This is a genomic window from Pseudorhodobacter sp., from assembly GCF_030452865.1.
Lineage (GTDB): Bacteria > Pseudomonadota > Alphaproteobacteria > Rhodobacterales > Rhodobacteraceae > Pseudorhodobacter.
Genome location: NZ_JAKDLJ010000068.1, coordinates 1 through 12373 on the forward strand (window position 1 = coordinate 1; position 12373 = coordinate 12373).

Here is a 12373-nt window from a genome sequence, read left to right on the forward strand (position 1 = left end):
TCCGGGCAAGCTGACCGTGGTGGACAGCTTTCGCGTCGGCTGCATTGGGCGGATGGATGATGCAGTCATGACCCGCGTGGTAAAAGCCGCCGCTGAATCGCTTGTTGAAATGGGTGTGACCTCTGCCGCGCCGCCTGCCGCCGCCCTTGCTGAACGTGCAAAGCTCGCTGCGTAACGACCGGATATTGAAGAATAAAGGACCGACCATGACCCAACACGCCCCCGTCATCGCCAATGACCGCGAGTACCCTTGGCCGAAAGTACCGGCGATTGCGATTTGCCTTGACGGCTGTGAGCCGGAATATTTGACGCAAGCCATTGCGGCGGGCCTGATGCCGACCTTGAAGCGGATGCGCGCGACCGGGACCGACCGTTTGGCGCATTCGGTGATCCCGTCCTTTACCAACCCGAACAACCTGTCGATTGCGACGGGCCGCCCCCCCATCATTCACGGGATTTGCGGCAATTATCTCTACGACCCCGAAACCGGGACCGAAGTGATGATGAACGATGTCCGATTCCTGCGTGCGCCAACGGTATTTTCGCGGTTCTATGACGCGGGCGCGCGGGTGGCGATTGTCACCGCGAAAGACAAGCTGCGCGCGCTTCTGGGGGCCGGGCTGAAGTTTGACGACGACCGCGCGAAATGCTTTTCGGCCGAGAAATCCGATACCTCGACCGTTGCTGAACATGGGCAGAAGGCGGCGAGCACATGGCTCGGCATGGCGCAGCCAGAGGTCTATTCGGCGGAACTGTCGGAATTTGTGTTTGCGGCTGGCGTCAAGCTTTTGGCGGAATGGAAACCCGATGTAATGTATCTGACCACCACTGATTATGTGCAGCACAAATACGCCCCGCATCAGCCGGAGGCACAGAGTTTTTACAAGATGTTCGACAAGTATCTGAAGCAGTTGGATGAAATGGGCGCCGCCATCGTTGTCACCGCTGACCACGGGATGAAGCCGAAACACGACGAGGCCGGCGACCCGAAAGTGATCTATGTGCAGGATTTGCTCGATGACTGGCTGGGCAAGGAAGCCGCCCGCGTCATTCTGCCGATCACGGACCCTTACGTCGTGCATCACGGTGCGCTTGGTGGTTTTGCCACGGCTTATTTGCCGAAAGGCGCGGATGTCGCGGGGATCATCGCGCGCCTTGCAGCGAAACCGGAACTTTTGGACGTGATGGACAAGGCCGAAGCGGTGAGACGCTTTGAACTCCCTGCCGACCGAATCGGCGATATCGTGATGATTTCGACTGAGAATATGACCATCGGCACCTCCGCGCATCGCCATGATCTGGCGGCGCTGAATGAACCCTTGCGCAGCCACGGCGGGTTGACCGAACAGGTGGTGCCGTTCATCGTGAACCGCGTGATTGACCTGCCAAGCAAACCGGTGCTGCGCAATTTTGATGCCTTCTACTATGCCACCACCGCAGCGGCATTATGATCGGAGCGCAAAACCATGACCCAAAAATTTGAGCCGCGCCATGAAGGGATGCGGATCGGCGGAGAGATTGTCTTTACCGACGATGTGATCGAGGTGCATTACCCCTACACCGATGAGGTGGTCGGCACCGTCCCTGCGGGCACCGCCGAACACGCCAAGCGTGCGTTTGAGATTGCAGCGAATTACAAGCCAACACTCAGCCGCTATCAGCGCAGCCAGATTTTGCAACGCGCAGGCGTGCTGATCGGGGAACGGCGGGACTATCTGGCGAAATGGCTGGTGCTGGAGCTTGGCATCTGTCACCAGCACGCACTGTATGAGACCAAGCGGGCGCAGGATGTCTATCAATTCGCTTCACAACAGGCGCTGATTGACGATGGGGAGATTTTCTCCTGCGATCTGACCCATAATGGCAAGGAACGTAAAATCTTTACCAAGCGCGAACCGGTGCGCGCCATTTCCGCAATCACCCCGTTCAACCACCCGTTGAACATGGTCAGCCACAAAATCGCGCCATCGATTGCGACCAACAATTGCATGGTGTGCAAGCCGACGGAACTGACCCCGCTGACCGCGATTGCGCTGGCCGACATTCTGTATGAGGCTGGCTTGCCGCCGGAAATGTTCCAGATCGTCACGGGTTGGCCGAAGGATATCGGCGAAGAAATGATGGTGAACCCCAATATCGACATCATCACCTTTACCGGAGGCGTGCCGGTCGGCAAGCTGATCGCGTCGAAAGCGGGGTACAAGCGGCAGGCGCTGGAACTCGGCGGCAATGACCCGCTGATCGTCTGCAATGATCTGTCGGATGCCGATCTGGACAAGGCAGCGGTGATTGCGGTGGCGGGGGCCACGGGCAATTCCGGCCAACGCTGCACTGCGATCAAGCGGATTTTGGTGCAGGAATCGGTGGCGGAGAAGTTCGTGCCGATGGTGTTGGCCAAGGCAAAGGCGATCAAATTTGGCAACCCGCAAGACCCTGCCACCGAGCTTGGCTGTGTAATCCATGCGGCAGCGGCCGAGTTGTTCGAAAAACGGGTGTTCATGGCCGAGGCACAAGGCGCGAAGATCCTCTATCATCCCGGCCGCAAAGGCGCGTTGTTGCCGCCCATCGTGGTCGATCATGTGCCGCATGACAGTGAATTGGTGATGGAGGAAACCTTCGGCCCGATCATCCCGATTGTGCGGGTGCCGGATGATGATCTGGCGGTGATGAAAATTTCGAACTCCACCCCGTTTGGCCTATCGTCTGGCGTCTGCACCAATGACCTGCACCGCGCGATTGCCTATATCAACGGGCTGGATGTCGGAACCTGCAACATCTGGGAACAGCCGGGCTACCGTATCGAAATGTCACCTTTCGGTGGCATCAAGGATAGCGGCAATGCCGTGAAGGAAGGCGTGGTGGAGGCGATGAAGTTCTTTACCAATGTGAAGACATATTCCCTGCCGTGGCCGGGCTGAAGGACGACGATTTTTCGTTGAAAAATCAAAGGAGCGGCGCGTGATGATCTCCCATACCGAAGGTGAGTCGAACCACTCGGCCGCGCGGCAGGAATGGGCGGCGCAGCACCCGGACAGGGCCACGCGCGATCTGTTGGCGCGGGACGCGGCTGCTTTCCTGCATCAATCGCTGTCGAGCCCTTGCGTATCGACGATAGCGAAGGCCGAAGGCATCTGGATCGAGGATACGGCCGGGCGCCGCTACATGGATTTTCACGGCAATTCGGCGCATCACATCGGCTATGGCCACCCCCGCCTGATTGCCGCGATCAAGGCGCAACTGGACACGCTGCCTTTCGCGCCGCGCCGCTTTACCAATGATGTCGCGGTGGACCTGGCCGAGAAACTGGCAGCAATTGCGCCGGGGGAGTTGAACAAGGTTCTGTTTACCACCGGAGGCTCGGATGCCAATGAGGTTGCGTTGAAAATCGCCCGCGCGGCGACCGGGCGATTCAAGACCATCAGCTTTTGGGATGCGTTCCACGGCGCGGGCTTTGGCGCTGCATCTGTTGGCGGTGAGGCGACCTTCCGCAGTCATATCGCCGGGCCTTTGATGACAGGGACCGAGCATGTGGCCCCGTTCAACTGCTATCGTTGCCCCTATAATCATGCCGGGCCGCAGGTGTGCGGCCTCGCCTGCGCCGGGATGGTGAGTTACGTTCTGGGTCGGGAAGGCGATGTGGCGGCAGTGATCGCCGAGCCAATGCGCGCGGTGCCGGTGGTGCCGCCGCCGGGGTTCTGGCAAGCAGTGCGCGCGGCCTGCAACCGCCATGGCGCGTTGCTGATCATGGATGAAATCCCGACCGGTCTGGGCAAGACCGGGCGGATGTTCGGCTTTGAGCATGACGGCGTGATCCCCGATATTGTGACGCTGGGAAAGTCGCTCGGCGGCGGCGTGTTGCCGATTGCTGCGGTGATCGCCCGGAGCGACCTCGATGTATGCGGTGATTTTGCGATTGGCCACTACACGCATGAGAAGAACCCGGTGACCGCCCGCGCAGCATTGACCACGTTGCAGATCATCGAGGATGAAGGGTTGGTGGACCGCAGCGCGCGGCTGGGTGCCGAGGCGCTGGCCCGGTTGCAGGCGTTCGCACAGCGCAGCCCGTTTGTCGGCGATGTCCGGGGCCGGGGGTTGCTGTTCGGCGTGGAAATCGTCGCGGATCGCGCGAGCAAACAGACGGATGTTGCGCGCGCCGAACGGATTTACTACCGCTGTCTCGCAGCCGGACTTTCGTTCAAGATCAGCGCGGGGTCGGTGTTGACGCTGTCGCCACCACTGACCATTGCGCAAGCCGATCTGGACCGCGCGTTGAGCATTGTTGAAACCGCTGTTCTGACGGAGGGATGAGCCCAAACGTCCTTGGCATCGTGCTGTTGTCGGCGCTGCTGCATGCAGGCTGGAGCGCCCTGTTGAAAGGGGTTCTGGATCGCGCGCCGGGGTTCTGGGTGCGGTAATTTTCGTTCACGCCGTGGTAAGGGTGGTGCTGATCGGCCTGTCGCCGATCCCTGATCCGGCAAGCTGGCGCCGCGCCGCGCGCGACGATTTGATCGCGCTGCTGCTAGGCGTTTGCATCGGCAGCTCTTCGGTGGCCAATCGCATCGGCATCCGCGCGGCGACAACGCCGACCGGCTATATCGGGTGGCTGTTCGTGTGTGAAGCGCCTGTGCGTTGCTGATTTCCCTGAACCGGAGACGCAATCTCGGCTGGTTTGCGTCCAAGACGCTGCGTCTGGGGATGATCGGCGGCGTGGCGGCGGTGCTGACTTTTACGCTGGTGGTTTATGTCAAGACGGTTGCACCCTTGCGGCGCAAGCTGCGGTAGCCATGTCTCACCCTCCTCCGTCTGCGCGACACCGCGTGCGCGGCGCACAAACAGACAGGTGCCGTGATGCTGTTCCAGATAGGCGATGCGCTGGCTGATCGCGCCTTGCGTCACGCTGATTTCCTGCGCTGCGGCGATGAAACTGCGCCGTAGGCCCGCAGCCTCGAATGGGCGGACCCATTCGAGTGTGTGTACGTTTTCAGGCAGAAGGAAACCGACGGCTCGATGGATTATTGTTAGGTTGGCGTAATGGTAAAAAACATCAAATTGGCATAGGAATTCATCTGAGGGCGAAGATGACCGAAGGGAAGTTGAGCCATGACGGACATGCCCTGACTTTGACTGTGGCGCGTCATTCGTCTACGCGTTCTCACGCCGTATGGCTGCGCGACAATGCCTGGGATGCGGCGCGCCGGGAAACGGTTAGCGTCCGATTGCCCTCCGGGATATTCCGGCGGATGTTCACATGTTGGATGCGCAGGCGGGTCGTGAGAATGTACGATTTGATTCATTACTATAAAACAACAGTATATGTTGCGATGTTCAACCATCCTCTGAACAAGGATACGATCTCGACGCCGACAAGGCACCGAGGTGGATCGCGCCGCGGGTGGAATTGTGGGACGCGGGCTTGATGGGTGCGGTTCCCGTGGCGATCCCGCCCTGACGACGGGCCGACGCTTCGGCGAAGCGTCAATGGCTGGCGCAGGTCGTGCGCTATGGCTATCGCAAGGTGACGGAAGGCCCGATGCGCGATCGGGCGTCGTTTGAGGTGGCGGATCGTCCGCGAGACCAATTGCGGTCGCAAGTTTGAGGTTCGGACAGACGTGAACCCGACCAATCTCGCCTATACCGGACTTGGGTTGCAAGCCCATACCGAAAACCCGTATCGCGATCCGGCACCGACGGTGCAGGTGCTCTATTGTGTCGAATCCCCGGTTGCCGGGGGGGAACTTGGTTGTTGATGGCTTTGCCTGCGCCCGTCGGTTGCGCGATGAGAGCCGCGAACGCTTTGCCTTGCTGACAGAATATTGCGCGCGCTTTAAATATGCCGCGGGAGGTCGGGGTACGGATGCAATCGCGCCGCCCGATGATCGAACTTGCGCCGGATTGTGAGTTGATTGCGATCCGTTTCAACCACCGCGCTGCCGCCGCGATAATTTCCCCACGTTGGTTACCGGTTGCTTGCGCTATCACGTCGCGGCGAAACGCTATCTTTGTGCGACCAAACCGGAGTATTTCAAACGCTTGTTGGAAAGTTGACGATCTGCGACGCAAGCGCGAGAAGGAAGCCATGTATTTTTTGCTGAAATTCATCATCGGGCTGATTCTTGCCGCGGCGGTCGTGATCACCGCGTTGCGTGCGCTGTTTCCGGTGCCTGTCATGCGAAACCGCAAGGACACGCTTTCGCTGCCACCGTCAAAGCATGGCCCATTGGCCGATGCGATCGCGCGGCAGCCGCCGGGGACAGCCGGATTGACTGGCATCCTGCCGCTGGAGGACGGGGAAGGAGCATTCGCCGCGCGGATCATCCTGACCGACCTCGCAGTTTCGTCGATTGATGCGCAATATTACATCTGGCGTCGCGATCTGACCGGATATCTGCTGTTTGATGCACTGGAACGCGCAGCGGATCGGGGTGTGCGCGTCCGGCTTTTGCTGGATGACAACGGCACCAACGGGCTTGACGGGGAGCTGGCACAGCTTTCAGCCCATCGAAATATCGAAGTGCGGCTTTACAACCCGTTCAATCTGCGGCGCGCAAAATTGCTGTCCTACGCCTTTGACTTTTTCCGCCTCAATCGCCGGATGCACAATAAATCCTTCACCGTCGACGGGCACACGACCATCATGGGCGGGCGCAATATCGGCGACGAATATTTCGGCACCGGCAACAACCCGCATTTCGTGGATATCGATGTTCTGGCGCTCCGCGGTATCGTGGCCGAGGTGGCGCAGGATTTTGATCGGTATTGGGCAGCGCCTTCGGTTTGCGCGGCAGGTTTGATCGTCGGCGGTGCTTCGGGCGCTGACCGGATTGCCGATGGGCTTTCGCGGTATCGCGACGATCCGCAACTCAAGGACTACAAGGAGGTTCTCGAAGAAAGTGCTTTCGTCTCCGACCTGATCAACGCCGCCCTGCCGCTGGAATGGAGCAAGGCAATCCTTGTGAATGACGACCCGGTAAAAGGCGAAGGGGCCGTGCCGAGAGAGGATCTGCTCGCCAGCCGCCTGCTGAAAGCCGTGGGGACGGTGCGTGCAACCTTTGACGGCGTATCGCCATATTTCGTCCCAGGGAGAGCGGGGGTAAAGGCCTTCACCAAATTGGAGAAGCGCGGTGTCAAGCTGCGGTTTCTGACCAACTCGCTGGAAGCAACCGATGTGGTGGCAGTGCATTCCGGCTATACCAAGCGGCGTAAAGCGTTGCTGCGTGGCGGGGTGGAACTTTATGAACTGCGCAAGCAGCCGGGGCAGCCAACGGGAAAGGGCAAGGTGCGGCGTTTCGGCTCCTCCGGGGCGAGCCTGCATGCCAAGACCTTTGCCGTGGACGCCGAGCGCATCTTTGTCGGGTCGTTCAATTTTGATCCACGATCCACCATGCTCAATACCGAAATGGGGTTGCTGATCGACAGTCCGGAGTTGGCCCGCCGGCTGCAATCGGTGTTTGAAAACAGCTTCAACGGGCAGGCTTGGCAGGTCGAATTGCGTGGCGGCAAACTGGTCTGGATTGATCCATTGACGGGCGATGAGACCGACAAGGAACCGGGCTCCACCGCCGTCAAACGTCTGGCCTTGCTGGTTGTCGGGTGCTTGCCTGTAGAATGGTTGCTTTAGCGCATGTGAGGTTCGGGCTTGGTTGGTGATCCTGCGCCTTGATCGGCGCAGGCGGTTGTTGTGTCCGTTTTTCGTCAATTGGGACAGTATCTGTCGGACCTTGCTTGTTGGCTCCACCCGCTTTGCAACGACCGCGAGAGTCGCCCCCCAAATTCGTTGCGTAACAACCGGGTCACACTTTGCGACATCGTTGCCTCCCTGATCACGTTGCATGGAACCGACCCCGCATCCCGGCGCAGTCGGGCAATCCGCAGCGAAAGATGCTGTCAAAAGTTGAAAGTTCCTTACTGTTGGAAATTCAAGCATCAGACCGAATGCCGCGCGCGTTGCGGCACAAATCACCCCGAAGGAAAGGTGCGGATGACCTGTCGCAGCGATATTCCTACGTCGGACAAACCGCTGCTGATCGGCGCTGCCCTGGCATGGTTCGGCATTTTCGCGATGATCACACAAAGCCCGCTGGGGCAGTTTGGCGCTATGCTTGGCGATTTCTGGGTCTCGCTCTGCCGGACGGCAGGGCAGGCGGCGTTTTTGCCGCTGGTTGCGACGTGGGGATTGATGACGCTGGCGATGATGTTGCCGAAACTCACATCCACCTTGCGCTGCGAAATTTCGCATGCCGCTGACGTTTTTCATGGAATGCTGGCGGTCCGGCACAGCGCATGCCGTTCAGATGGGTTTGGGACGTGGAGCGGCGTGTCTTGTCTGTTGTTGCGATGACGCCGGTTTCCGGCAAAGATTCGGATGCCGAAGTGGTTGTCACAAATGCCGAATACTGGATGGGTGCAGATGTGACGCTTGCGCAGGCGGGTAAGGGCCGGGTGCGCGCCTTTGGTCGACTCTGGGGGTTCGATGGCCGCTCGGCCGAGGTTTGCCCGATTGACTGGCATAGGTCGCGCTGACATTGCCAGCGGCCACCAACCCTGCCACGCTGCAAGATGAAGACGCGATTTGACGGAGAGGTCATCATGTTCAACGCTTTGATCGTCGAGAAAGACAGCGAAGGCAAAACCCATGCTGCAATAAAGCGGATCGGGCTGGATCAATTGCCCGCAGCGGACGTGACGGTTGCTGTCGAATATTCGACGGTGAATTACAAGGACGGGCTGTGCATCGGTCCGGGGGGCGGCTTGGTGCGCAGCTATCCCCATGTGCCGGGCATTGATTTTGCCGGTGTGGTGGAGGCGTCGTCGGACCCGCGTTATGCGCCGGGCGACAAGGTGGTGCTGACCGGATGGCGCGTGGGGGAGGCGCATTGGGGCGGTTATGCCCAAAAGGCGCGGGTCCGGGCCGATTGGCTGGTGCCTTTGCCCGATGGCTTGACCACGCGGCAGGCAATGGCGGTGGGGACCGCCGGCTTCACCGCGATGCTGGCAGTGATGGGGCTGGAGGATCATGGGTTGAAGCCTGGCCGTGGCCCGGTGCTTGTTACCGGTGCCGCCGGGGGGGTCGGATCGGTTGCCACCGCAATTCTGGCACATCTGGGCCATGAGGTGGCGGCGGTCACCGGGCGTCCCGAAACGACGGATTACCTGAAATCTCTGGGTGCAACCGCGATTGTCCCGCGAGCCGAACTGGCAGAGACCAGCAAGCGCCCGTTGGAGGGAGAGGTTTGGGCCGGTTGTGTCGATGCGGTCGGAGGCGCGATGCTGGCGCGGGTTCTGGGACAGATGAAATACGGCTGTTCCGTCGCGGCGGTCGGGCTGGCAGGTGGGACTGCGCTGCCCGCGACGGTGATTCCGTTCTTGTTGCGCGGCGTCAACCTTCTGGGTATCGACAGCGTGATGCGGCCTTACGAGGACCGGGTGCGGGCGTGGGAGCGGCTTGCGCGGGATCTGCCGATGGAAAAGCTGGAGGCGATGATACATCCTGCGCGCCTTGCCGATGTGCCAAGGCTTGGGGCGGAAATTCTGCAAGGTCGGGTGCAGGGTAGGATCGTGGTGGATGTGAACGACTGACGCGCAGCGGCGTTGCATCTGCTGCGGCGCGTGGCCGCCCCCTCCGGTCGGCGGGCACCCTTTTCGTGCGACCTTCCTCGACAAACGCAACGCAGGTTGCGAACCACAGCGATGATGGGCGCGCCAATCTCGTGCAGGTTCGGCTGCGTAAGGCATGAACAGTCGTTCAGCAACGCGCGACAAAGCGAGCGCCAGATGCGAGAGCAGGAAGGACACCACGGAAAGCCGGAATTGCCGTTGCTCGACGGATCTCATCATCCCACCTTCGGGAGCGGCTGTGCAAGGTGCTGTTTCTTGACGGGTTTGGGTGCCGCGATCCGCGCGGCAGGGGCGGTTTCCATCATTCGTATTGCGCGCATGCCCCGGTTCTGCCCGAGTTTTCCGCCGCTCAGGCGCGTTCCATCCAATCCTTCAAGGTTGATCTGATCCAATCCCGCATTTGTCAGGGGCAGGATATCCCCAGTCTTCAGTTGCAGAACCGCGTCGATCGGTAGTTTCAGATGCGCCAGAACCGCCACCAGTTCGGCATTCGCCGACATCACCTGCTCCCCCAAAGCGGCGGCGAAAACCAGTTCCGCGGCGCGGATTGGCGTGGCATCACTGACTTGAGGCGGTCTTCCGCGCCCATCCGCCGGTAACGCCAACAGTAAAAGGCCGGATTTCGCCCCACCGGCCAGCGCCAATTCGGCGCGCAGTACCTGGTAATTGACATCTTCAAGCAGCAGGGAGAGCGGACGCGCATCTTCCAGAAATGAAGCGTAGCGAAAGCCACTTGTCCAGACCAGGTCGGCATCGCGCTCCAGCTCCTGCTCCAGCCCGCTCAAGGCGCGGTCGATCAGGGTGGAGACCATGGCCGCATCGGTTCGGGTCGGTCGGCGAACAATGGGCGGTGTCATGCTGACCCGTCCCATCATCTGCATTTCCACGATCCCCGCGAGAATTTCGGGCCCGAAAATCATCAGCCCCAGCCCCTCCTTGGGGCCTGCCAGCATCAGCACCAAGGCCCGTTCTGGCGGCAGGTCCAATAGTTCGGCAAGCGCGCGGCGATCCTGTTGCAAATCGGTCAGATCGACCTCCAGCCCGATGGTGTCGCGCGCCGCCCGTGCCAGCGCAAGTTTCCACGCCTTCGCTGCCCCTTTCACCGGGACTGTCGCAACAGCATTCCGCGCATGGGTGATCTTCCGTCTGATCCCGTTCTGTTCCAATCTGCCCCCCGATGGCGCTGCCACTCTGCCCGTATTGTGTGGCATGAAAGTGTTTCCTATTGGTTAAAGACCGCGTGCGCATCGAAGGTCACTTGACCCGAAGGTGTGATCCGCATAGCAAAGCGAAACCTTACGGGCGGTCACGTCGGCCGCCCCTTCCGGGCCTGTAGCTCAATTGGTCAGAGCAGGGCGCTCATAACGCCTTGGTTGGGGGTTCGAGTCCCTCCGGGCCTACCAAAATTTCGCCTCCATGCGTTTAAGATTGAAGATAATCCACGGAAAATCAGAGGGTTATCTGCTTTTCGCCATTTCATGCGCCTCCATGGGTCTCAGCTTTTGTTGGTTTGATTTGTTGGTCTCATTACAGCGATACCAACAAAATGAGTCGCCGTCATGCCTCCCACAGATGCCCAGTGCCGTGCCGCCAGACATGCCGAAAAAGTCCAGAAGTGATCGGACGCGCGCGGTTTGTTCCTGCAAGTCTCCAAAACCGGCTCAAAGCTGTGGCGCATGAATATAGGTTTGAAGGCAAACAGCGCACCGCTGCTTTCGGCCCTTACTCTGATGTGTCTCCCGCATCGGCGCGGATCACCGAACAGGTTGACGTGGTCGCTGGCGATAGCGATGGCGCCGGGATGAAGATTGACTCAGGCGGCGGGGCGATCATGCGCGGGGGTGGCACCAAGGATGACAGCCTCACGGGGATCGCAGGCGATGACGAGATCGGTGGCGGCGACGGTGCGGATTACCTGAGCGGGGGTGATGGTTATGATACCATTTCGGGCGGCGCAGGGAATGATATCATCGAAGGCCAGGCCGGGTATAACCTGATCGAAGGCGGCGACGGCGACGATTGGATCAGCGGTGGCGCGGGCGACGATACGATCAACGCTGGTTCGGGTAACGATACCGTACTCGGCGAGCACGGGGGTGACTTGATCGAGGGTGAGCAAAACCCAAATCTGGCAGCCAACCTGATCGCGGCGGAAGGGCCTGAAATTCTACGTTGGGCGATTGATGGCGCGCGTAAATTTCTGGCAGATGGTGGCGGCGTGAAGGGTCTGAGAATTCCTCAGTCTGTCACCGACGCGACGCGAGTGTACTTCGAGGAAGAGGATATCGTGCTCCAATTTCTGATGGAGGCGCAGCGCAATGTGCAGGACAGAAATGAGTGGGCTCCGGGCGCATTCCTAAGCAATAAGGCGTTGCTAGAAAAGTTCAACTATTGGGCAGACTGCAACGGCTATAACGCAAAGTGGTCAGTGCATAGCCTTACCAAGGCAATCCGTGAGAGCGCGTGGCGCTACGGACTGTCAGAGAGGCGTGGAAACAAAGCACGTGGTTTTCAGGTTGAGCGCCGTCTGGTGGACCGGCCAACATGGGTTGGGGAGGATGGCGCTGGAAGGCGCGCTGCCATCCAGCACCTGCGAATGGTGGAAAATCAGGCCGAAACCGGTGACGGAAAGGGTGACGAAAAGGCCGCAAAGGAGGCAAAAAGTGACTGAGCCATGGGCTAACGGAGCAGCGCCATCGGGTGTTGGCGTATCACCATCGGGGGGTGCGGCCGCCAAAGAGCGCGGTTGGGGCACTCC

At 59.9% G+C, this 12373-nt stretch carries 11 protein-coding genes, 1 tRNA gene and 3 pseudogenes; 13 read left to right on the top strand and 2 right to left on the bottom strand.

Going from position 1 to position 12373, the window contains the following annotated elements:
• Positions 1-206 precede the first annotated feature (206 nt).
• From phnA to L0H65_RS06245, 5 genes are all read left to right on the top strand, one after another.
• Complete coding sequence (phnA, locus tag L0H65_RS06225) at positions 207-1451, top strand: phosphonoacetate hydrolase (RefSeq protein WP_301457973.1); 1245 nt, start codon at positions 207-209, stop codon at positions 1449-1451.
• A 15-nt stretch (positions 1452-1466) separates the two neighbouring features.
• A complete protein-coding gene (gene phnY / locus L0H65_RS06230) occupies positions 1467-2918 on the top strand; it encodes a phosphonoacetaldehyde dehydrogenase (RefSeq protein WP_301457974.1) in 1452 nt (483 codons plus the stop codon).
• A 43-nt stretch (positions 2919-2961) separates the two neighbouring features.
• Complete coding sequence (locus tag L0H65_RS06235; RefSeq protein ID WP_301457983.1) at positions 2962-4308, top strand: aspartate aminotransferase family protein; 1347 nt, start codon at positions 2962-2964, stop codon at positions 4306-4308.
• A gap of 133 nt (positions 4309-4441) precedes the next feature.
• Positions 4442-4636: a hypothetical protein gene (locus tag L0H65_RS06240; protein ID WP_301457975.1), complete on the top strand. Its 195-nt coding sequence runs from the start codon at positions 4442-4444 to the stop codon at positions 4634-4636.
• Complete coding sequence (locus tag L0H65_RS06245; RefSeq protein ID WP_301457976.1) at positions 4630-4782, top strand: hypothetical protein; 153 nt, start codon at positions 4630-4632, stop codon at positions 4780-4782. Before L0H65_RS06240 ends, L0H65_RS06245 begins: the two co-directional genes overlap by 7 nt.
• 18 nt (positions 4783-4800) lie before the next feature.
• Here L0H65_RS06245 and L0H65_RS19790 read toward each other — a convergent pair.
• Positions 4801-5016 (bottom strand): annotated as a pseudogene (locus L0H65_RS19790) (LysR family transcriptional regulator); the annotation flags it as partial.
• A gap of 533 nt (positions 5017-5549) precedes the next feature.
• On the opposite strand from L0H65_RS19790, the gene L0H65_RS06250 reads away from it, so the two are divergent.
• The 6 genes and pseudogenes from L0H65_RS06250 to acuI all read left to right on the top strand — a co-directional run bounded on the left by L0H65_RS06250 (position 5550) and on the right by acuI (position 9576).
• On the top strand, positions 5550-5747 hold the full coding sequence (locus tag L0H65_RS06250; RefSeq protein ID WP_301457977.1) for a TauD/TfdA family dioxygenase: 198 nt from the start codon (positions 5550-5552) through the stop codon (positions 5745-5747).
• A 196-nt stretch (positions 5748-5943) separates the two neighbouring features.
• Positions 5944-6033: pseudogene (locus L0H65_RS06255) on the top strand (phosphodiesterase); the annotation flags it as partial.
• A 43-nt stretch (positions 6034-6076) separates the two neighbouring features.
• Positions 6077-7618, top strand: coding sequence for a phospholipase D family protein (locus tag L0H65_RS06260; RefSeq protein ID WP_301457978.1), 1542 nt, complete (start codon positions 6077-6079; stop codon positions 7616-7618).
• A 360-nt stretch (positions 7619-7978) separates the two neighbouring features.
• Positions 7979-8338, top strand: coding sequence for a hypothetical protein (locus L0H65_RS06265; protein WP_301457979.1), 360 nt, complete (start codon positions 7979-7981; stop codon positions 8336-8338).
• Positions 8335-8520 (top strand): annotated as a pseudogene (locus L0H65_RS06270) (hypothetical protein); the annotation flags it as partial. The gene L0H65_RS06265 and the pseudogene L0H65_RS06270, both read left to right, overlap by 4 nt.
• 66 nt (positions 8521-8586) lie before the next feature.
• Positions 8587-9576, top strand: coding sequence for an acryloyl-CoA reductase (gene acuI / locus L0H65_RS06275; protein WP_301457980.1), 990 nt, complete (start codon positions 8587-8589; stop codon positions 9574-9576).
• Between the two features lie 254 nt (positions 9577-9830).
• Here acuI and L0H65_RS06280 read toward each other — a convergent pair whose 3' ends face one another.
• The gene (locus L0H65_RS06280) at positions 9831-10781 is read right to left on the bottom strand and encodes a FliM/FliN family flagellar motor switch protein (protein ID WP_301457981.1); all 951 of its coding nucleotides are present in this window, start codon (positions 10779-10781) and stop codon (positions 9831-9833) included.
• Between the two features lie 160 nt (positions 10782-10941).
• Here L0H65_RS06280 and L0H65_RS06285 point away from each other — a divergent pair.
• A tRNA-Ile gene (locus L0H65_RS06285) sits at positions 10942-11018 on the top strand.
• 266 nt (positions 11019-11284) lie between these two features.
• Positions 11285-12286 carry a hypothetical protein gene (locus tag L0H65_RS06290; protein WP_301457982.1) on the top strand — a complete coding sequence of 334 codons (1002 nt, stop codon included), beginning with the start codon at positions 11285-11287 and terminating at the stop codon, positions 12284-12286.
• Positions 12287-12373 lie beyond the last annotated feature (87 nt).

What these genes read in the sequence shown, in the direction of transcription:
- phnA (WP_301457973.1), top strand. Translation starts at nt 207, where the DNA reads ATGACCCAACACGCCCCCGTCATCGCCAATGACCGCGAGTACCCTTGG.
- phnY (WP_301457974.1), top strand. Translation starts at nt 1,467, where the DNA reads ATGACCCAAAAATTTGAGCCGCGCCATGAAGGGATGCGGATCGGCGGA.
- L0H65_RS06235 (WP_301457983.1), top strand. Translation starts at nt 2,962, where the DNA reads ATGATCTCCCATACCGAAGGTGAGTCGAACCACTCGGCCGCGCGGCAG.
- L0H65_RS06260 (WP_301457978.1), top strand. Translation starts at nt 6,077, where the DNA reads ATGTATTTTTTGCTGAAATTCATCATCGGGCTGATTCTTGCCGCGGCG.
- L0H65_RS06265 (WP_301457979.1), top strand. Translation starts at nt 7,979, where the DNA reads ATGACCTGTCGCAGCGATATTCCTACGTCGGACAAACCGCTGCTGATC.
- acuI (WP_301457980.1), top strand. Translation starts at nt 8,587, where the DNA reads ATGTTCAACGCTTTGATCGTCGAGAAAGACAGCGAAGGCAAAACCCAT.